Annotated in this window: 19 protein-coding genes and 1 tRNA gene; 10 read left to right on the forward strand and 10 right to left on the reverse strand. The window is 51.2% G+C overall.

Features of this window, described 5'->3' with window-relative positions; all coding sequences use genetic code 11:
- Positions 1 to 729: 729 nt before the first annotated feature.
- The 3 genes from truA to EG028_RS27165 all read right to left on the reverse strand — a co-directional run bounded on the left by truA (position 730) and on the right by EG028_RS27165 (position 3579).
- Positions 730 to 1488 (reverse strand): tRNA pseudouridine(38-40) synthase TruA, encoded by a 759-nt coding sequence (gene truA / locus EG028_RS27155; protein ID WP_120519471.1) that lies wholly within the window; start codon positions 1486 to 1488, stop codon positions 730 to 732.
- An 85-nt stretch (positions 1489 to 1573) separates the two neighbouring features.
- Positions 1574 to 3034, reverse strand: a complete 1461-nt coding sequence (locus tag EG028_RS27160) for a DUF4476 domain-containing protein (protein WP_162946653.1) — start codon at positions 3032 to 3034, stop codon at positions 1574 to 1576.
- A gap of 35 nt (positions 3035 to 3069) precedes the next feature.
- Positions 3070 to 3579, reverse strand: a complete 510-nt coding sequence (locus tag EG028_RS27165) for an acetyl-CoA carboxylase biotin carboxyl carrier protein subunit (protein WP_120519469.1) — start codon at positions 3577 to 3579, stop codon at positions 3070 to 3072.
- A 133-nt stretch (positions 3580 to 3712) separates the two neighbouring features.
- On the opposite strand from EG028_RS27165, the gene EG028_RS27170 reads away from it, so the two are divergent.
- The 5 genes from EG028_RS27170 (at position 3713) to EG028_RS27190 (ending at position 10909) form a co-directional block, all read left to right on the forward strand.
- Entirely contained in the window at positions 3713 to 6304 is a 2592-nt protein-coding gene (locus tag EG028_RS27170) for a M1 family metallopeptidase (protein WP_206614531.1), read from the forward strand.
- Between the two features lie 535 nt (positions 6305 to 6839).
- A complete protein-coding gene (locus EG028_RS27175; protein ID WP_120519468.1) occupies positions 6840 to 8162 on the forward strand; it encodes a gluconate:H+ symporter in 1323 nt (440 codons plus the stop codon).
- Positions 8163 to 8237: 75 nt separating this feature from the next.
- On the forward strand, positions 8238 to 8702 hold the full coding sequence (locus EG028_RS27180) for a RidA family protein (RefSeq protein WP_120519467.1): 465 nt from the start codon (positions 8238 to 8240) through the stop codon (positions 8700 to 8702).
- A 4-nt stretch (positions 8703 to 8706) separates the two neighbouring features.
- Positions 8707 to 9780, forward strand: a complete 1074-nt coding sequence (locus tag EG028_RS27185) for a D-TA family PLP-dependent enzyme (RefSeq protein WP_120519466.1) — start codon at positions 8707 to 8709, stop codon at positions 9778 to 9780.
- A 52-nt stretch (positions 9781 to 9832) separates the two neighbouring features.
- Complete coding sequence (locus EG028_RS27190) at positions 9833 to 10909, forward strand: dipeptidase (RefSeq protein WP_120519465.1); 1077 nt, start codon at positions 9833 to 9835, stop codon at positions 10907 to 10909.
- Between the two features lie 233 nt (positions 10910 to 11142).
- On the opposite strand, the gene EG028_RS27195 is transcribed toward EG028_RS27190, so the two are convergent.
- From EG028_RS27195 to EG028_RS27215, 5 genes are all read right to left on the reverse strand, one after another.
- Positions 11143 to 11619 carry a CHRD domain-containing protein gene (locus EG028_RS27195; protein ID WP_123864811.1) on the reverse strand — a complete coding sequence of 159 codons (477 nt, stop codon included), beginning with the start codon at positions 11617 to 11619 and terminating at the stop codon, positions 11143 to 11145.
- 52 nt (positions 11620 to 11671) lie between these two features.
- Entirely contained in the window at positions 11672 to 12613 is a 942-nt protein-coding gene (locus tag EG028_RS27200; RefSeq protein ID WP_123864812.1) for a DUF1835 domain-containing protein, read from the reverse strand.
- 94 nt (positions 12614 to 12707) lie between these two features.
- Positions 12708 to 13514: a TPM domain-containing protein gene (locus EG028_RS28040; protein WP_120519462.1), complete on the reverse strand. Its 807-nt coding sequence runs from the start codon at positions 13512 to 13514 to the stop codon at positions 12708 to 12710.
- Between the two features lie 29 nt (positions 13515 to 13543).
- Positions 13544 to 13999: a TPM domain-containing protein gene (locus EG028_RS27210; RefSeq protein ID WP_120519461.1), complete on the reverse strand. Its 456-nt coding sequence runs from the start codon at positions 13997 to 13999 to the stop codon at positions 13544 to 13546.
- Between the two features lie 67 nt (positions 14000 to 14066).
- Complete coding sequence (locus EG028_RS27215; protein WP_120519460.1) at positions 14067 to 14651, reverse strand: LemA family protein; 585 nt, start codon at positions 14649 to 14651, stop codon at positions 14067 to 14069.
- A 334-nt stretch (positions 14652 to 14985) separates the two neighbouring features.
- Between EG028_RS27215 and EG028_RS27220 the strand changes: the two genes are divergently transcribed.
- Positions 14986 to 15450 carry a response regulator gene (locus EG028_RS27220; RefSeq protein ID WP_120519459.1) on the forward strand — a complete coding sequence of 155 codons (465 nt, stop codon included), beginning with the start codon at positions 14986 to 14988 and terminating at the stop codon, positions 15448 to 15450.
- 148 nt (positions 15451 to 15598) lie between these two features.
- The gene (locus EG028_RS27225) at positions 15599 to 16972 is read left to right on the forward strand and encodes a dipeptidase (protein ID WP_120519458.1); all 1374 of its coding nucleotides are present in this window, start codon (positions 15599 to 15601) and stop codon (positions 16970 to 16972) included.
- Positions 16973 to 17054: 82 nt separating this feature from the next.
- Here EG028_RS27225 and EG028_RS27230 read toward each other — a convergent pair whose 3' ends face one another.
- Together EG028_RS27230 and gap are read right to left on the reverse strand one after the other, a co-directional pair.
- Positions 17055 to 18248 (reverse strand): phosphoglycerate kinase, encoded by a 1194-nt coding sequence (locus EG028_RS27230; protein WP_120519457.1) that lies wholly within the window; start codon positions 18246 to 18248, stop codon positions 17055 to 17057.
- Positions 18249 to 18341: 93 nt separating this feature from the next.
- Entirely contained in the window at positions 18342 to 19358 is a 1017-nt protein-coding gene (gene gap, locus EG028_RS27235; RefSeq protein WP_120519456.1) for a type I glyceraldehyde-3-phosphate dehydrogenase, read from the reverse strand.
- Between the two features lie 142 nt (positions 19359 to 19500).
- Here gap and EG028_RS27240 point away from each other — a divergent pair.
- From EG028_RS27240 to EG028_RS27250, 3 genes are all read left to right on the forward strand, one after another.
- Positions 19501 to 19572, forward strand: a tRNA-Glu gene (locus EG028_RS27240).
- Positions 19573 to 19728: 156 nt separating this feature from the next.
- Positions 19729 to 20220 (forward strand): hypothetical protein, encoded by a 492-nt coding sequence (locus tag EG028_RS27245; RefSeq protein WP_123864813.1) that lies wholly within the window; start codon positions 19729 to 19731, stop codon positions 20218 to 20220.
- A gap of 97 nt (positions 20221 to 20317) precedes the next feature.
- A complete protein-coding gene (locus EG028_RS27250; RefSeq protein ID WP_120519454.1) occupies positions 20318 to 20929 on the forward strand; it encodes a DUF5710 domain-containing protein in 612 nt (203 codons plus the stop codon).
- Positions 20930 to 21067 lie beyond the last annotated feature (138 nt).

Raw genomic sequence — 21067 nt, forward strand, 5'->3', positions numbered from 1 at the left:
ACTCTCCATTGTAAATGAGTTGTTTGAACTGACTAAATTTACTCTCGTAATTTCAGACGTTTCAATTAATATGTTATCGCTAACATTACCTGTGTTTTTTACATCCGCCTCACCATTGCTGGTAAAGTTTCAGTGCTGTTGTTTCCAAACTTTCAAAGAACTTCAGTTAACTCCAGCTGCACTTTTGCAGTTGTTCATCGTTAACCTTTCGCAGATATCAAGGATCCGATCCTCCCGGCCCGAAGCCATATCTTTTGTATTATTTTAAGAACTTTTTCCTTTCCATTTCTTCGTGCCGTTCACTCCGTTTCAGAAGGGAGTGCAAAGGTAGAAGAGTTTTTATTTCCATCCAAATTTTTCTGAAGAAAATTTCAATCTTTTTCCGAGATCATTTTCTCCTGAAAGTCAAGCCTGTAAAGACTTCCGGAAAGCAAAACCATGTAAAGAACTGATGTAGTTTACCGCGTTAGCGGGTCGCAAAGGTAGAAGAACTATTTCTTACAACCAAATTTTTCTTTTGAATTTTTATTCCTCCTCTCTGATTTGAAAACCTCGGAAAACCACTGCTGGCGAAGATTGTAAGCCGTGCAGCAAAAAGAAAAACGATGCAAAGAACTACGTGTTTTCCGTGTTAGCGGGATGCAAAGGTAGAAACTTTTTCCCGGTACTTCCAAATGTTTTCAGCAATTATTTCTCACAAACAACTGTAATCCCCCACCACAACGGATTCTATCTTCCAATATTTTCCCCCAGCACCCCGTCCGCATACATCACCCGCATCAGGCTCAATCCATGCCCCGGCACCGCAAAATCCGCCCTCGTACAGTCCCTACTCTCAATAGCAGCGCGGAATTCAGCCATCGTCAGCTTCCCACGCCCCACTCTCAGCATCGTACCCACCAGCCCGCGCACCATCCCGCGCAAAAAACGGTTCGCACTAACGCGATAGACTAAACGTCCCTCTTCCTGCGTCCAATAAGACTCCTTTATAGCACAATTGTACGTCTTCACCTGCGTGTTCCGCTTGCTGAACGTACTGAAGTCCGTGTATTCCATCACCGCAGCCGCCGCTTCCTGCAACGCTTCCATATTGATCGTATACGGATAATAATACCCCCTGTCCCGCATAAATGGGTCTTTGAACGGGTACAACGTATACTCGTAAGCCCGCCCGGTAGCGGCAAAACGGCTGTGCAGATCGTCCGCCACCGCGTAAACGCCCTTCAGCACCACATCCTGCGGCAATATGGCGTTCATCTTGTACATAAACTGCGGATGAAGCGCCTTCTCTGTATCAAAATGCAGGAAGTTCTGCCGCGCATGCACCCCCGCATCCGTACGGCTGGAGCCTGTAGTCTCCACCGTTTCCCGCATCAGCAGGCTGATGGCGCGGTCTATCTCAGACTGCACCGTGAGCGCGTTCTCCTGCACCTGGAAGCCGCTGTAGCGGCCCCCCATATATGCTACTTCTATGAAATACCTGGCCATGATGCGCGAAAGTAGGGAATTTTAAAACGACAAATGGTGAATAACAACGTCATTCACCATTTGCAAAAGCGGTATAAAAGAAGGGCTATTTCTTCAGCATGGCCTTGAAACGCCCCTTGTAATAATCTTCTTTCAACAGGTCTGACAGGGAAGAGAAATTCTGCGAATCGTACGTCCTGGCATAAGCCGCATCCAGCAGCTGGTAACGATTTTCTTCAGTGGCTATCAGCTGGGTAAGCGCCCTCACCTGCTCCGTGCTCACGCATACGCTGCGGGTCCCTTTCCTGAATGCGTCCACCATATCTTCGTCTGTCTTTTTGCCGTTCATCGTACGCAGCAGCTTGCGGAAGTCATCTACTTCCAGCACTTTCGCGCAATCGGAGTTCACCATGCTGATCACCGGTTTTTTCTTTTCCGCTGTTGATTCGTCTTTGTTGAACTCCGCATTGGCAATGCTGTCTTTTATCTCGCCTTCGCGGATGGCCAGCTCCCGTTCCGCTTTCTTTTTCAGGCGTTTGGCTTCACGGGCTTCTTTGGCGCTCATTTCAGCGGTTTCACCCACGGCGCCGGCTGTTTCGGCTACCACTTCACCAGCGGCGGCCGCAGGCGCGGCAGCGGGCGTGGTGGCGGGCGCCGATCCGAAATCGATGAATTCGGGCTCCGGCTGGTCACGTTTCTTTTTGGATTTCTTTTCTTTTTTCTCTTTCACCGGCTCGGCAACAGGTGCCTGCTCCCCGCCTTCGGGCTGAGCCACCGCTACGGCGGTGGTATCGGTTTCTTTGAGGGCTTCGTCTGCCGCGGCCTTCTTTTCATCTTCCATCACGCTGCTAAGCAGGGCCTGTTCCTCTTCCGTCAAAGGTTCGCGCTCTTTGCCGCGTTTTTTGTTCCGGGGCTTTTTCACTGGCGCAGCTTCTTCTGCAACAGCCGCCGCCACAGGGGCCACTTCAGTTACAGGAGGCGCTACGGGTTTGGCTTTCGGGATCTCCAGCGGCATGTCCTCCGGCCGGTCGTCCGTCACCACCTTATCCAGCGCGGTGGCGAAACTGCCCTTTTTCTTCGGCTCCACGACCGTATCCGGCTTTTTGGCCAGGGCGGCTTCCACATCGGCCTGTACATTATTGATCAGGTCTTTTTGCTCCTGGGTGGCGTTTTCGTTGGACACACGGGTGACCGTCACTTCTTCCGCGGGAGGCGGAGCCCCGCCGCCGCTTTTCAGCGTGGCGAAGGTTTGCAGGTCGTATAGCGTGTATTCCTTATCACCGGTGCTTTTCAGCAGGTACCCATAGTCCCGGCTGCCATTCAGCCTGATCACGAACTGCTGTTCGGGGGCTTCGCTTTTGGGAAAACCCACGGTCACCGGCACTTTGCCGGCCTGCAATTTGGGTAATATCACGTAGCCCTTCACGGAAGAGCTCAGCAGTTTGCCGTCTACCTTCACATAAAACGGCTGCTGTTTTTCGTGTTGTATATAAACAAAATAAGATGGATCCTGCGCCGCAAGGCCTGAAGCGGCCAGAAGGCAGCAGAACAGATATAACAGTTTCATTCTGAATCGGTGCATAACGTTACCTGTAACAAATATTATTCCAGCACTATCAATACTTCGCCTTTTTCCACGGCTGTGCGCTCGGAGACTTTTATTTCCTTCACCACGGCATCCGCCGCGGCCTTGAATACGTTTTCCATTTTCATGGCTTCCAGGATCAGTACCGGGTCGCCCTTCTGAATGGCCTGCCCGGGGCTTACCAGCACCTTCAGAACCATACCCGGCATGGGCGCCTTGATATCATTGATCTTACGGCTGGAGGCTTCGCTGATGCCCATGGAGGCCAGCAGGCGGTCCATCGGCTCTTCCAGGGCCACTTCAAAAAGCGACTGGCCGATCTGGAGGCTGATTGTTTTGGTATCCCGGTCTGTTTTCACCACCTGCGCCACGAAACTCTTACCGTCCATGAGAATGCTGAAATCGCCGGAGGGCAGCGCTTCCGCGCTCCAATTCACCTGCTTCCCGTTACATTCCACATTTCCGGCGCCGGGGCCGGCAGGGGTTATTTCGAATGACTGTCCGCCATTCACTGTTGCTTTGATCATAATATCATATCTGAACTGTCCTGTCCCCTACAAAAATAACAATTTTAACCGCTTGCCTCGTTTTTGGGCCATTTGTTTAAATTTGACCCCTGCCCTCCTTCAGAGGGCCTATTTTTGAACTAAATGTCTTTTCATGTATTTACAGACCAGGAAATTTACCGGCCTTCTGCTGGCCAGCCTCGCAATCATGGGGCTCACCATGCAGGCATCCGCCCAATCCACAGCCCAGGAGAAGGAAGACCCGGAACTGAAAATCTATCGAGCTACTTCTACTAAAATCAATGATCTCATTCACACCAAACTGGACGTACGTTTCGATTACGCGAAACGTTACCTCTACGGAAAGGCCTGGATTTCCCTCAAACCGCACTTCTATCCCACGGACAGCCTTACGCTGGACGCAAAAGGAATGGACGTGAAATCTATATCCCTGGTGCAGACCAGCGGCTCCTCCACCATCAAATTCCCCAGCGAAGCCATGCTGAAAGCAGCCCGCTCCACCCCGCTGAAATACGAATATGATGGCAGCGAAATACGCCTGAAACTCAACAAAACGTATAAAAACAACGAATCGTATACGATTTACATAGAATATACCGCCAAACCCGATGAGGCGAAAGTACAGGGCAGCGCCGCCATCACAGAGGCCAAAGGCCTTTACTTCATCAACCCTGACGGGGCGGACCCGAAAAAACCCATCCAGATCTGGACGCAGGGTGAAACCGAATCTTCCTCCGTATGGTTCCCCACCATCGACAGGACGAACCAAAAGACCACCTCCGAGATCAGCATGACGGTGGAGAAAAAATATGTGACCCTCTCCAACGGTAAACTGGTAAGCCAGAAACCTAATGCGGACGGCACCCGTACGGATACCTGGCGCATGGAGCTGCCGCACGCCCCCTACCTCTTTATGATGGCCGTGGGCGACTTCGCTATCGTAAAAGACAGCTGGCGCGGCAAAGAGGTGAACTACTACCTGGAAAAGGCCTATGCGCCTCACGCCAAAGCCATTTTTGGCAATACGCCTGAAATGATGACTTTCTTCTCCAAACTGCTCGGCTACGATTACCCCTGGGTGAAATACTCCCAGATCATCGTGCGCGACTATGTTTCCGGCGCGATGGAGAACACGACAGCCACCATTCACGGCGACTTCCTTCAGAAAACAGACCGCGAGCTGCTGGACGATGACGACCGCCTGGGCGAATCCGTGATCGCCCACGAGCTGTTCCACCACTGGTTTGGCGACCTCGTCACGGCCGAGTCCTGGAGCAACCTCACCATGAATGAGTCTTTCGCGGATTACAGCGAATACCTCTGGTTTGAACATAAATTCGGTAAAGACGCAGCGGATGAACATTCTTATTCCGCCATGAACAACTACCTGGAATCTGCCGAATACCAGGGCGATCATCACCTGGTGCGGTTCCACTACCACAGCAGGGAAGATATGTTCGATGCCATCAGCTACCAGAAAGGCGGCCGCATCCTGCATATGCTGCGCACTTTTGTAGGCGACGATGCGTTTTTTAAAGGCCTAAACCTGTACCTCCGCGAAAACGCATTCAAAGCTACCGAAGCGCACCAGCTGCGCCTGGCCATGGAAGAAGTGACCGGCCAGGACCTGAACTGGTTCTTTAACCAATGGTATTACGGCGAAGGTTACCCCACCCTGGACATCTCCTACGATTACAGCGAAGCGGGCAAAGCCAAAGTGATCGTCGAACAGAAAGGAGAAAAGGTGTTTGACCTGCCTTTCGCCATAGATGTATATGCCGGCGGCAAAAAAGAGCGTCATAATGTACGCCTGACGGAAAAGAAAGCCACCTTCACCCTCCCCGTGAGCGCAAAGCCGGACTTTGTAAATGTGGACGCGGAGAAAGTGCTGATCCTGAAAAAGACAGACCGCAGGGACCTGAACACGTATGTGTTCCAGTACAAAAACGCGCCCAATTACCTGGACCGCCGCGAGGCCATCGAAGCCTGCTCCAAACAGCAGACAAGCAACCCCGCCGCACGCGCCACGCTGATCGCTTCGCTGAACGACAAATATGAAGGACTGCGCGCACTGGCCATTTCCAGCCTCAAAATAGAGAACAGCGAGATCAAAACCGCCGCCCTGCCTGTACTGACGGAGCTGGCGAAAAACGATAAGTTTTCTCCCGTACGCGCCGCCGCGCTGAAACAGCTCGGCAGGCTGAAAGACCCGAAATATCTGCCCCTGTTCGAAAGCGCTCTGAAAGACGTTTCCTATATGGTGGAAGGCACAGCCCTGAATGCTATTGCCGAGCTGGACACGAAAAAAGCCTACCAACTGGCTAAAACCATGGAAAAAGACGCCAAAGGCCTGCTGAACAGCGGCATCGCGAATGTATACGCTAAAAACGGCGACGTAAGTGATGTGCCTTTCTTTTCCGCCAAACTGCAGGAAAGCACCGGCCAGGAGAAGATCGGCGCGGCCATCCTTTACCTCAATATCCTGGCTACCGTGGACGATACGCCCACCATTACCAAAGGCATTGACGAAGTGGTGGATGTGGTGACCGGCTTCAACAACAGCTGGGTAAACAATTACATCGTGAACCTGCTGGGGCCTATCGCCAAAAAGAAACAGGAAAAAGCCGCCACCGCTTCCGGTGACCTGCGCAATGCGCTGAACAGCCAGGCGGATTATATCCTGAAGGCAGCGAATAAGATCAAAGAAAACAGCAAGGAAGAATAGCTCCCGCAGCACCTTTTTTTAAGAGCAGCTCCTCAACGGGAGTTGCTTTTTTTTATGCCCTCCGCAAGCACGTACCTGATTCCAGGGAGAAAGAATCAGAATAAGGCTGGCATGTCGCCATGGTGACGCGGTTTTAAGACCTGGGATAATGAGGGGGTTAGAGGCCGTATGAGGCCGGTATGAGGGAGGTATCAGGGAAGTATAAGGGAAGTATCATCGGGTGGTCATAGGAGTATACCTGGACTTACCTTGGACTTTACCTGGACTTACCTTGGACTTACCCTGGACTTAGAAGGGATATTTTCAGGCTAAAAAGACGGTTTCGGGCAGTATTGAGCGCCCCGAAGGCTGGTCTGGGGCTGGTTCAGTTTAAAGGAAGGCACAAACCGGACTTGTTTTTTGATGGAAACCCGGGGGATGATAGTTTCCCCGGAAGAATGTTATCCATGGCGGAATAACAGCAAAAATCATTCTTAAAAAGACCTTTGCGCGCATATTTTTTTATATTGGGTAGCATTAAATTCCACCGTCTGCTATGATCTCACCCTTGTTACTGGTCCTGTTTGCCATCCTCCTGCTGATCGTGCTCATCATGTGGGCAAAGCTGGATACTTTCATTTCTTTTCTCATCGTGAGCATCCTGCTGGCGCTAGCCTGCAGGCTGGACGGGCCGCAGATCGGCAAAGCCATTTCCACCGGTATTGGCAGTACACTCGGATCGCTCGTGACCATACTCGGCTTTGGCGCCATGCTGGGCAAGATAGTAGCGGACAGCGGCGCGGCGCAACAGATCACCACTTCCATGGTACGCCTCTTCGGCGTGCGGTACATCCAGTGGGGAATGGCCCTGGCGGGGTTACTGGTGGGTATTCCCATGTTTTACACTGCCGGTTTTGTGATCGTGGTGCCGCTCATTTTCGCCACGGGCATTTCCACCCGCCTGCCCCTGCTCTATCTCGGCATCCCGATGATATCCGCCTTGTCCACCGCGCACGGGTTCCTTCCGCCCCACCCCTCCCCTACTGCCCTCTGTCAGCAGCTGGGAGCGGATCTTGGCAAAACACTGCTGTACGGGCTGATCATCGCCGTACCTACCATCGCTTTGGCGGGGCCGTTGTTTGGCAGCACGCTCAAAAAATTGAAGGTGACACCCGAGCAAGGCCTGCTCAGCATCAATTTCCGCGAGGCGCATGAGCTGCCCGGCCTTGGCATCAGCCTGGCCACCGCCATGCTTCCCCTCATCCTGCTTACCATCACCACCGCACTTGATCCCTTCCTGCTAAAGGGCAGCGCGTTGCACCGTTTTATAGCCATCATCGGCGATCCCAATATCGCTATGCTGCTTTCCGTACTGGGAGCGGCGTATTTCCTCGGCCTGCGCCGCGGCCAGACCATGAAACAAGTCATGAAATCCATGGAAAACGCTTTTAAAGAAGTAGCGCCCATCATGCTGATCATTGCAGGCTCCGGCGTGTTCATGCAGGTGATCAAAGACGGCGGTATCAATACGTATATCGGGCAATCGCTCAGCCACCTGCCGGTATCGCCGCTGGTGCTGGGCTGGATCATTGCCGCGACCATCCGCGTATGCGTGGGATCGGCCACGGTGGCGGGCCTTACCACGGTGGGCATATTGCTCCCGCTGATCCAGCAGCAAACCGTGCATCCGGAGCTGATGGTATTGTCCATCGGCGCAGGCAGCCTGATGTTTTCCCATGTGAACGACGGCGGGTTCTGGCTGTTCAAGGAATATTTTAATCTCAGCCTGAAACAGACATTCGCCACCTGGTCCGTGATGGAAACGATCGTGTCCCTCAGCGGATTGGGAGGCGTGCTGGTATTGCAGCTGTTCATGTGATCATGACCCATTTTATTTCCCGCGGGAGTATTGGAATTACTTCAATTTATTGGATAACTTTAAACAAAATTCGTGATGAACGCAGCAGCCAATTTTGAATCGCTCGGACTTCAGTTACCTCCCGCTCCCGCTCCCAAAGGGGTTTACAAGCCTTTACTGATCGTTGACAAGCTCGTGTATGTATCCGGTCATGGCCCGGTACTGCCTGATGGCACGCTGCTGCACGGCAAAGCCGGCCTGGATGTAAATGCGGACGGCGCAAAGCTGGCGGCACAACAGGTGGGGCTCACCATCCTTTCCACCCTTATTTCGCAACTCGGCAGCCTGAACAGGATCAAACGGGTGATCAAGATACTGGGGATGGTGAACGGCACGCCCGATTTCGGCAAACATCCGCACGTGATCAACGGGTGCAGCGAACTGTTTGTAAAGATCTGGGGGCCGGACAACGGCGTGGGCGTGAGAAGCGCTGTGGGTATGGGTTCCCTGCCGGAGAACATCACGGTGGAAATAGAAGCTGTTTTTGAACTGGAAGATTAAGATAATGCAACCTGACTATCGTAACAACATCGCATCGCCGGCGCTTCTGGTATTTAAAGAAGAAGTCAGCCGCAACATTGACAAAATGATATCCATGGCAGGCAGCCCCGAAAGGCTCATCCCCCATGTGAAGACACACAAAATGGCGCCCATCGTACAGATGCAGTTAGCCAAAGGCATCACGAGATTTAAATGCGCCACGTACGCGGAAGCCCTGATGCTGGCGGAAGCGGGCGCCAAAGATATCGTCATCGCCTACCAGCAGAACTCCCCCACTGCGGAAGCCTATGCGGCGCTCACACAACGGTTTCCCGCTATTTCATTCGCTTCCCTGGTGGACAACATCGCCTCCGCTGAACTGATCAATGGCATCTTTGCCGGGATCAACGCCAAAGCAGGCGTGTACATAGACATGGACAACGGTATGCACCGCACGGGCATTGCTCCTGAAAAAGCGCTAACCCTCTACAAACAGCTGCGCGAACTGCCGAACGTTTTCTGCCGCGGCCTTCACGCCTACGACGGCCACATCCGCGAAACGGACTTTGCAAAACGCACGGCCGAGTGCGATGCAGCATTTGCACCCGTTGCCGAGCTGGCCAAACAGATGGAATATCCGGAGATCATCGCGGGCGGCACGCCCACTTTCCAGATACATGCGCGCCGCAGCAACGTAATGCTGAGCCCCGGCACCTGCCTCCTTTGGGACGAAGGTTATGCCACCAATTTCTCTGAACAGGGATTTGTACCGGCCGCGCTGTTGCTCACCCGCGTGCTCTCCAAACCCGCGGAAGGCCAGGTAACGCTGGACCTCGGACACAAAGCGGTATCCGCAGAAAATCCCATCACCAAAAGGGTGTTTTTCCATGAACTGCCTGAATATGAAGTGATTTCCCAAAGCGAAGAGCACCTGGTGGTAAAAACACCGCATGCGGATAAACTGAAAATAGGCGATATACTAATGGGCACGCCCTGGCATGTATGCCCCACCGTGGCCCTGTACAACGAAGCGCAGATGATAGAAAACGGCGCAAACACCGGGACATGGGCCATCGCCAGAGGCAGGAAAATCAATTAGAAGAATGTTTACGCACCATATCAACTAACATATCTCACCACCAAACGAACCTATGCAATCTTTCATTTTCGACGCACACCTGGATCTGAGCATGAATGCCCTGGAGTGGAACCGCGATCTTACCAAATCTGTTCAGGCCATCCGCGACCGTGAGAAAGGCCTTACCGATAAACCGGACCGCGGGCGCGGAACGGTGTCCCTCCCCGAAATGCGCAAAGGCCGCGTAGGCCTGTGCGTAGCCACACAGATAGCGAGATACGTAGGATTGGATAATCCTTTGCCGGGATGGCATTCCCAGGAGCAGGCCTGGGCGCAGACGCAGGGCCAGCTGGCCTGGTACCAGGCCATGGAAGCGCGCGGTGAAATGAAACAGATCACCAATGCGGCGGAGCTGAGCGCTCATCTCAAACTCTGGGAAAATGCGGAAGACACCAGCTCGCTCCCTGTCGGTTTTATTCTCAGCCTGGAAGGAGCGGATTCATTTTTTGAACTGGCCTGTGTGGAAAAGGCCTATGCTTCGGGCCTCCGCGCCATAGGCCCCGCGCATTACGGCCCCGGCGTATATGCCTATGGCACCGATTCTACCGGCGGGCTGGGCACCAAAGGCAGGGCGCTGCTCAAAGAAATGGAACGTCTCGGTATCATCTTGGATGCCACGCATCTCTGCGACGAAAGTTTTTTTGAAGCCATGGACCACTTCTCCGGCCCTGTATGGGCCAGCCATCATAACAGCCGGGTACTGGTGCCGCACAACCGCCAGTTCTCGGACGAACAATTCTCCATCCTGATAGAGCGGGGTGCCGTGATAGGCACCGCCTTTGACGCCTGGATGCTCACCCCGGGCTGGGTACGCGGAGAAAGCACCCCTGAAAAGATGGGCGTGAGCATGGAAAATGTAGTGAACCACATCGATCATATCTGCCAGCTGGCGGGCAACAGCCTTCATGCCGCCATCGGCTCCGACCTGGACGGCGCTTTTGGTACGGAACAATCACCGTACGACCTCGGCACTATCGCCGGGCTGCAAAAAGTACCTGAAATATTGCGCCAGCGGGGTTATGCGGAAACAGATATTGAAAACATCACCAGCAAAAACTGGATCCGTTTCCTGATGGATGCGTGGAAATAAAAAGGGCCGCCGTAGCAGCAGCCCCTTCTCCGGTTACAGAAAGCAGTTGCAACCGGACCCTTGTTAAGATTGTCCACAGTTTTTCGCAGGTGGTATCCGGATCGTTGCAACCTTCATGGAGACCGGCCGGACATACAAAAAAGCCAGCCCCGCATTCCGGGAAATACAAACTCTTTATAAACAGCTGCTCCGCAAAACGAAGCAGCTGTTCTCTTTTAGCCGTCTTTATCTCACTAGTAAGTAAGTTCTATTTGTCCGCGGATCTCTCCTCCTCCGTTCGCCGCAGTATGAATGTTCACATACCATTTGCCAGCCAGCAGGTCTGCCTCCGTTTGATTGGTGCCATTGATCGTGAAGGCGGTAGTGAAGCTGCCTGCCGGGGTGGGCGTGAATAATGTCGCGAAGTTCTGGAGCACGCCGATGTTTGCACCTCTCGCAGCCGGGCCGTGGATGTGCATGAGGGTGGCGTTACCACTAAGGCCCTGCCAGCGTACGGTGATCTTAAATTCTTTGCTCTCGGGGTTGTAGGTAGCGTCAAAGCTGCCAGTGGCGGCGGTAACAACAGCGGGGTTTTCCTGCGCTCCGGTCATGGGCGCGTTGGTTACTTTGTAAAGTTTGGTTTCTTCTTCGTCCTTATCTTTTTTACATGCGACCGCAAGCGTGCAGAATAAGCCCATGGCAATGAGCATCCAGACATGCAATTTTTTCATAGTGTAGTGTTTAGAGAAGTATACGGCGATGGGGCGTCGCGGGTTGCCTCTATCAGGAATGGATCACTTTGCCTTCCTCATCATCCCAGCGCCAGGGGGTATGGTCCAGCGGGATGCCGCCGATCCAGATGTTTTTGCTGGAGGCGAAGGAAAGGTAATTCTCTTCCTGCTTCAGCACTTCTTCTCCCAGCTCGGTGATGCTCAGCATTTCGTCTTCGCGTTTTACCACGCCGGCCTGTTGCAGGCGGTTGGTATACACGTCCAGCTGGAAATCCCCGAATCCATAGATCTTTAGCTCATTCCAGAACTGGTAATAAAGATCGCGCTCACGGATTTTGCCCAGCGCCAGCCTGTCCAGGAAAAAATGTTCCACCGCATTGAGGCCGTTTGATGCACTGGGAAGCCTCCGGAGGTGCGCCTGCAAAGCTTTGCCGAGATAAGGCAGGTGACGGCTGGGGCGGCGGCTGAGCTCTTCCAGCGCCAACGGATCGTCTGCGCTGTAAGCTTCCCAGGCTGCACGGGCCAGGTCCCAGTCTTCCTGCAGGATATGGGTACGGGCGTTAAATAAAGGAGGGAGATGACGGGATTGCAGCATTCCGAGGCCGCGGAAATTGGGCACGTCCGGGTGATGGTCCAGCTGAACGATGCTTACGGGCGGGAGTTTGATGGAAAGCTGGCTGAGGTAATACAATACAAACACCAGGTTCACCTGGCAAAAGAGGTCGAATTCAAACCAGAGGACTATTTCGTCGTAACTGGCGGCATTTTGCAGTATTTGTTTGTCGCGCTCCGCTTCGGAGAGATAGGAAGCACTGTCTATGCCGTAGGCCTGTTGCAGAAAAGCGGCCCTTTCTTCAAAAAAACGGGACATGTTCCGGGTGGCGGGCGTTCTGCCTTCGCAGAGCATTTCCCGCCACACGATCATGTCCCCTTCAATACCACTATCCTGGAAAATGGAACGCGTAGCGTCCCCGTTAAGAATATGTAGGATCATAAAAACAGATTTTCAATGCCAGTACTGCCGATAATCAGAATATGCTTAAACATCCCCGGATTATCAATGCAATGCTATACCATTGACAATCCTTTTACCAGCTGCCGCTTGCGCCGCCGCCTCCGCCGGAGCCGCCGCCAAAGCCGCCGAAACCGCCTCCGCCGCCACCGGACCAGCCTCCTCCTCCTCCGCCGCCTGACCAGCCACCGCCGCCCCCACCGAGGGCGCTGCCGATCATTCCGCCAAGGATACCTCCAAATACGCTGTCGCCCCTGCGGCTGATCACCCTGCCTCCGCCTCCTCCGCCGCCACCGCCGCGGCCTACGAAAAACAGGATAATGAGTATCAGGACAATGATCCCGAAAATACTGCCGCCACTGGTGCCGCCGCCTTTGGTGCTGCGGGGAACACCTTTATATTCGCCGGCGGCCGCTGCGATAATATCGTCTGTAGCCTCTTCCAGCCCCTGATAATAGTGACCGTCGCGGAAGTTGGGCTTTAATACCTTATTGATAATCCCAAAAGCAACGGCGTCGGGCACTGAGCCTTCCATGCCGTAGCCGGTCTCTATCCTCACTTTCCGGTCCTCTATCGCCGCGAGGATGAGTACGCCGTTATTTTTAGCGCCGCCGATGCCCCATTCACGGAGGATCTTCAGGCCATATTCCGCAATGTCGTAGTCGCCCGTGGTTTTCACCAGCACAATAGCGACCTGTGTGGAAGTACTGTCGTCATAGGCCACCAGCTTCCGTTCCAGTTCATCTACTTCGGAACGGAGCAGTACGCCCGCGAAATCATTCACAAGGCGGGGCGGATTAGGTTTTTGAGGGATCTGTTGTGCAATAGCGCTCCATCCTGTCAGTATCAGACCCCATAATAGTAACCAGCGGGTAAACTTCATTGTTTTGTGCTTATGAATCATTGCTGTGATTATTTCCCGAACACGATATCGTCCGGCAGCTCATTCTGGTCACCGGCTTCGTATGGAAAATAATGATACAGGGATTCTCCGATCTCTTTCACGCATACTTCGATGCCTTCAATGATCTTGTGAGAAGAAAAATGTGTTTTGAGCAGCAGGGCTTCTTTTTGCCAGAAGTCGTTCCCTACTTTTTCATGGATGCCCTGGTCTCCCAGGATGGCAAACTGGTGATCGCGCAGGGCGATATAGAGCAGCACGCCGTTCCGTTGTTTTGTTTTGTCCATGCCCAGGGCCATAAAGGCTTCCTTTGCACGGTCCATCGGGTCCACGTACTCGCAGCGGCTTTCCACGAACAGGCGGATCTCCCCGGAGGTCAGGCGCTCCGCAAGGCGGATGGCCTGTATCAGCCGTTCTTTCTCCGGTTCGGAGAAAAGCTCTTTTTTATTGAATGAAAATAATTTCATTTCAAATGGAATATTATTAACGGCGGATGCAGGGTCTACGCCTTCATCCGCCGTTCAGTATGATATATTACTTGCCGAAATCAACCTTGGGCGCCTTGTCGCTGCCTTCAGCAGCTTTGAAGTAACCTTTGGCGCTGAATCCGCCGAGGCCCGCGATGATATTGTTCGGGAAAGTGCGTACGCTGCTGTTGAATTCGTTCACAGCGCCGTTAAAATCGTTCCTGGAAACCGCGATCCTGTTTTCCGTGCCTTCCAGCTGCGCCATGAGCGTCTGGAATTGTTCTGTCGTACGCAGCTCGGGGTATTTTTCAACTGATACGAGCAGCCTGCTGAGCGCACCGCCCAGTTCGCCCTGTGCCTGTTGGAACTGTTGGATCTTTTCAGGGGTCAGATCATTTGCGTTGATCTGTACGGAAGTTGCTTTGGCGCGTGCTTCTATCACCCTGGTCAGTGTTTCCTGTTCGAAATTGGCGGAACCCTTTACGGTGCTCACCAGGTTATCGACCAGATCCGCCCTGCGCTGATACTGCGTTTCAACATTCCCCCACGCTTTTTGCACCACTTCATCTTTCTTCACCAATCCGTTGTACTTGCTGCAACCGAAAAAGCCCAGCAGAACCAGGACAATGATTACAATGATTCCAGTTTTCATATTCTATCTTTTTTTATAATGTTTGGTAACGGGTACTATCAAACCTACAAGAAATAACGGAAAGCGCAAAACAAGGTTCAAACCGGAACGGTTACCGGGCAACTTCCAGCGGTTACGAATTACATGTTGGCAGTCATCAGAAAGTTGGAAACCGAATGTTAAAAAATATCTATGTTTGGTCCTGATTTCCCGTGGATGGATGTGGATCTGACATTACGGTTTGAAGTTATAGAGAATGCTAATGCCTGTGTTTTTGGTTTTGACACTTGCGCAACTTTCCGTTGTTTCTAACTCATTTATTTTTATTAACTTACATTAAGTCTACTGCGTTATAATGAGTGCACAACACATTCACATCCTCTATATCGATGATGAAATACATAACCTGAATGCATTTAAGGCATCGTTCAGGAGGATTTATACGGTTCAAACGGCCGAATCTGCGGATGATGCTTATAAATTGCTGGAAGATCATGATTTTCACATCATTATATCGGATCAGCGTATGCCCAAAATGACGGGAATTGAATTTTTTGAGAGTATCCTCAATAAATACCCGGAACCGATCCGCATCCTGCTCACCGGCTATGCGGATATTAATGCCGTGATCGATGCGATCAATAAAGGACAGGTATACAAATATTTCTCCAAGCCCTGGAACGACGAAGAGCTTCGTCATAACATCGAAAAGGCCTACGAAGTGTACGCCCTGCGCAAAGAAAACCGGGAACTGACCGAAAAACTGCTGGATGTAAACGAAAAACTGGAGTTCCTTCTCCGGCAGAAATTGATCTCGTAACATATTTCCCTATATAATTTGAACTGGAAGCACCGCAAGGCGCTTCCTTTTTTATTGTTTCCCGGTTATCACTTTTATGGAAAGGAATAAGGCCCGTAGTGCATTTTCCTTTAAATTGCGTCCATTGTGAACGTTTAATAGCTCAATCATGCAAGTTTGGAAAGATTACCAGGCCCAGCACAAAGACCGTTTTTTGAACGAGCTGCTGGAACTGTTGCGAATCCCCTCTGTAAGCGCGGATTCCCGGCATAATGAAGACACAAAACGCTGCGCGGAAGCCGTGAAACAAAGACTGGAGGAAGCAGGCGCCGAGAAAGTGGAAGTATGCCCTACAGCAGGCCATCCAATCGTATATGGCGAAAAGATCATCGACCCTTCCTTCCCTACTGTACTCGTTTACGGCCACTACGACGTACAGCCGCCGGACCCGCTGGACCTCTGGACCAGCCCCCCGTTCGAGCCCGTGATCAAAGACGGGAAGATCTTCGCCCGTGGCGCCTGTGACGACAAAGGCCAGTTTTATATGCATGTGAAGGCTTTTGAAACCATGATCAAAACCAACACCCTGCCCTGCAATGTGAAGTTCATGATCGAAGGGGAAGAAGAAGTAGGCTCCAACAACCTCGGCATTTTCCTGGATTCCAATAAAGAGCGCCTGAAAGCGGACGTAGTGCTGATTTCAGACACGTCCATGATCAGCCTGGATACACCTTCCATCGATACCGGCCTGCGCGGCCTGGCTTATATGGAAGTGGGCGTGACCGGCCCTAACCGCGACCTGCACTCCGGTGTATACGGCGGCGCAGTGGCCAATCCCGCTACCATCCTGGCGAAAATGATCGCTTCCCTGCACGATGAAAATAATCATGTCACCATCCCCGGTTTTTATGACGGCGTACAGGAACTGAGCGCAGCTGAACGTAAAAAGCTGAACGAAGCGCCTTTTGACGAAGCCGAATACAAAAAAGACCTGGGCGTGGAAGAACTCTGGGGCGAAAAGGGGTATACCACTATCGAGCGTACCGGCATCCGGCCCACGCTGGAAGTGAACGGTATCTGGGGCGGCTACACCGGTGAAGGCGCCAAAACCGTACTGCCTTCCAAAGCTTTTGCCAAGATCTCCATGCGCCTGGTGCCCGGCCAGGACTGGGTTAAGATCTCCGACCTGTTCAAAGCGCACTTTGAGAAGATCGCGCCGAAATCCGTAAAAGTAACTGTAACCGCTCACCATGGCGGTTCTCCATATGTAACGCCTACGGATCACCTGGCGTTTAAAGCAGCCAGCCAGGCTATCACCGAAACTTTCGGGAAAGAACCTATCCCCGTACGCGGCGGCGGTTCCATTCCCATCGTGGCCCTGTTCGAAAAAGTACTGGGACTGAAAACCGTGCTGATGGGCTTCGGGCTGGACAGTGACAACCTGCACTCGCCCAACGAAAAGTATGACCTGGCGAACTTCTACAAAGGCATCGAAACGATCCCTTACTTCCACCAGTACTTTGCGGAAGGAAGCAAAAAATAATACCTGCTGCAACAACTAATTTGCAGAAACAGAAAAGGCGCCGGGAAATCCCAGGCGCCTTTTCTTATGCGGTAAACTTTTATTACTTGATAGCTGCGATACCGGGCAGTACTTTACCTTCAAAATACTCCAGCATGGCGCCGCCGCCGGTGGATACATAACTCACTTTGTCCGCCAGGCCAAACTGGTTCACAGCAGCTACGGAGTCACCTCCACCCACGAGGGAGAACGCCCCGCCGGCGGTTGCTTTCACGATAGCGTCCGCGATAGCTTTGGTGCCGCCCTGGAAGGCAGGCATTTCAAACACGCCCATCGGCCCGTTCCACAGGATGGTTTTGGATGCAGCGATCACTTCACTGAACTTTTCGATGGACTTCGGCCCGATGTCCAGGCCCATCCAGCCGGAAGGGATGCTGTCGTTGGATACTACCTGGGTATTGGCATCAGCCGCGAATTTGTCCGCCGCTACTGAATCTTCGGGGATCAGCAGCTGCACGCCCTGAGCTTTGGCTTTCGCCAGCAGTTCCAGCGCGAGGTCCAGTTTATCGTTCTCCACGAGGGAGTTGCCGATCTCTTTGCCCTGGGCTTTGAGGAACGTATACGCCATACCGCCGCCGATGATGATATTGTTTGCTTTGGCCAGCAGGTTTTCGATGATGAGGATCTTGTCGCTCACTTTAGCGCCGCCGAGGATGGCGGTGAAAGGTTTTTCCGAGCTATGCAGTACTTTTTCCGCGCTGGAGGTTTCGGCTTCCATCAGGAGTCCGAACATCTTTTTGTCCCCGGGGAAAAACTCAGCGATCACCGCGGTGGAGGCGTGCGCGCGGTGAGCAGTGCCAAAGGCGTCGTTCACGTATACGTCGCCCAGTTTGGAAAGCTGTTCTGCAAAGGTTTTGTCGCCTTTCTCTTCCTGTTTGTGGAAGCGGAGGTTCTCCAGCAGCAGCACTTCGCCGGGTTGCAGGTTGGCGGCGGCTTTTTCGGCCACTTCACCTACGCAGTCTTCGGCGAACTTCACGGTAACACCGTCCAAGAGTTTCACGAGGCGGTTCACCAGGTGTTTGAGGGAATATTTATCGGTGGGGCCGTCTTTCGGGCGGCCGAGATGGCTCATGAGGATCACGGAACCACCGTCTGCCAGTATCTTTTTGATAGTGGGCACGGCGGCCTGCATGCGGGTATCGTCCGTAATTTCCAGCTGATCATTCAGGGGGACGTTAAAATCAACGCGGATAAGGGCTTTCTGGCCTTTGAAGTTATGATCAGAGAACTTGCTCATAATGAAGGAGTTTAGGAAGGTAAGAAAAAAACCCTCCGGGTAGGCTGTGGATACAGCTTATCGCGGAGGGTTGGTAAATATCTGTAGACCCGCTTATTTGCTGATCAGTTCTGCAAAGTACTTAACGGTACGTACCAGCTGGGATACGTAGCTCATTTCGTTGTCGTACCAGGAAACGGTTTTCACCAGCTGGAGGTCGCCCTGGGTCATTACCCTGGTCTGGGTAGCGTCGAACAGGGAACCGAAGTTGATGCCGATGATGTCGGAGCTAACGATTTCGTCTTCGGTATAACCGAAAGATTCGTTGGCCGCGGCTTTCATGGTAGCGTTGATCTCTTCTACGGTCACTTTTTTGCCCAGTACGGAGGTCAGTTCCGTGAGGGAGCCGGTGATGGTGGGAACACGCTGTGCGCTACCATCCAGTTTACCTTTCAGCTCGGGCAGAACCAGGCCGATAGCTTTGGCGGCGCCGGTGCTGTTCGGAACGATGTTCGCAGCTGCGGCGCGTGCGCGGCGCAGGTCACCTTTGGGATGGGGAGCATCCAGGGTGTTCTGGTCGTTCGTATAAGCGTGAATGGTGGTCATGAGGCCGGTAACGATGCCGAACTTGTCGTTCAGCACTTTCGCCATGGGGGCCAGACAGTTGGTTGTGCAGGAAGCGCAGGAGATAACGGTTTCGCTGCCATCCAGGATATCGTGGTTTACGTTAAAAACGATGGTTTTCAGGTCGCCGGTAGCGGGTGCTGAGATTACCACGCGTTTAGCGCCTGCAGTGATGTGAGCTTCGGCTTTCGCTTTATCGGTAAAGAAGCCGGTGCATTCGAGCACTACGTCCACACCATGGTCTTTCCAGGGTATCTGTGAGGGATCTTTCTGCGCGTATATCTTCACTTCATCGCCGTTAACGGTGATGGAATTGTCGCTGTGCTTCACTTCCTGTCCAAATCTACCTTGTGCGGAATCGTATTTCAGCAGGTGCGCTAAAACAGCGGGGCTTGTCAGGTCGTTGATAGCCACCACGTCGATGCCCGGCATATTGTAAATTTGGCGGTACGCCAAACGGCCTATGCGGCCGAAACCATTAATACCAATTTTGAGAGAAGTTCCCATTTTACACTGTAGTTTGTAGATGAAAAATTGAATTGCAAAATTACGTCCTTAGCAGGGATTAATCAATAGATATTTAGGTTAAGTAAATTTATTTTGGAAATATCGAAATGGATTATACCTTTGCAATCCCAAATGAAGGAATGCCGCGTTGGTCAATCGGCTAAGACGCCTCCCTTTCACGGAGGAATGACGGGTTCGACTCCCGTACGCGGTACAACGATAAAAGGTCGCCAAAAGGCGGCCTTTTTTATTTTAAAACAATTAATGATACTCTCCGAGCCGACAAATTTTACAAAGTAGATTTTTATACTTAAATTCATCTTGTTAACTAGCTATCCAAGGCTCTCTTCAACCCTTTCAAATTCCATTTATGCGAACCATTTCTATTATGACAACCTTCCTTTTATTAATTGGCTATATTTCAAAAGCTCAAACCAATTGTGATGATCTGAAAAAAGAGAATGAGTACCTCAAGAAAACATTACAGATCAATACGCCAACTAATACTGTGACTGCAGCTAAGATTGATTTCAACCTTATAAAATGCGAGGGAAATACTAAAAGCCAAACAATAAGTATAATCTTAACATTGAAGAATCACGATGCTAACAGAAGAATTCTCTTTAGTCCGGTTAAAGCTACCGACATAGAGGGCAATGAATATAAAAGTGAAAAAATTTCCGTTGGATCAGTATCTGAAAGTAATGATCTTTATACTGATGTTCCACTCAAAACAGTTATCATATTATCGAAAGTATTACCCTCAGTAAAAATCTTAAAAATAGTCCCTTTAAAATTCTTCGATCCTTCCGCAGGGCATTTTCAGGTTGAGTTGAAAGATTTAACTATTAGCTGGAAGTGATTCTAAAACCGGGCTTCGGTCTTATAAAAAGTTACCTGCTTCATTTATAGTTTTCAAAATTCTTTTTCAACTTCTATTGTTTGTAAAATCTTTCATTATGCCCATAAAAATTGATGTTCCTTTTAGCCATAAAGATGAGGCAAAGAAACTAGGTGCAGTATGGGTACCTGATGTAAAAACCTGGGTTATACCTGATCATATTAAAGATATCAATCCATTCAAAGTATGGTTACCACCCAACGGCGGTACTTTTGTTAAATACCCTTACCTTATTGCCCAAAGCGAAAGAGAATGTTGGAAATGTCACAAAACAACTCCACTAATAGGATTAGGTGCAAAGGTTTATATCACAAGCGTGTTTGATTCTATTTGGACTATATACGACTATCCAGCTTTTTTTGTAGACATTAAATCTGTAGATATTGCTGTTGTTTCTATACTGAGCGAACGATTTCCCTTTTTCCGGGAAACTTACTCCAAAACATTAAAGAAAAATGTGTGGGTGAATAACTGTATCCATTGCCATACAATACAAGGAGATGATTATAATATTGATCGCTCTTATGTATTCGGTGGTTATCAAAATGAAAAGAGAACATTGTTTCGAGGAAAGCAGATGGAACAAATACAACTCAGATTCGATTATTATATAGATTCGGCCATTTATGAAGGTGAATACTATTGGGATGGTTTTCAGGAAGCGGAATAAAAATTGACAATCAAACCATTATATTCATAAACAAGAATGAATTACAAACTGGCAATCAATTTTCATCCTACCAGGTTGTAAAAATTAAGCAAATCTCGCACAAACTGGTTAGATAATTCTCCCTTTTTTTGCTCATAC

Source organism: Chitinophaga barathri, assembly GCF_003807585.1.
In the GTDB taxonomy this organism is placed as follows: Bacteria; Bacteroidota; Bacteroidia; order Chitinophagales; family Chitinophagaceae; genus Chitinophaga; species Chitinophaga barathri.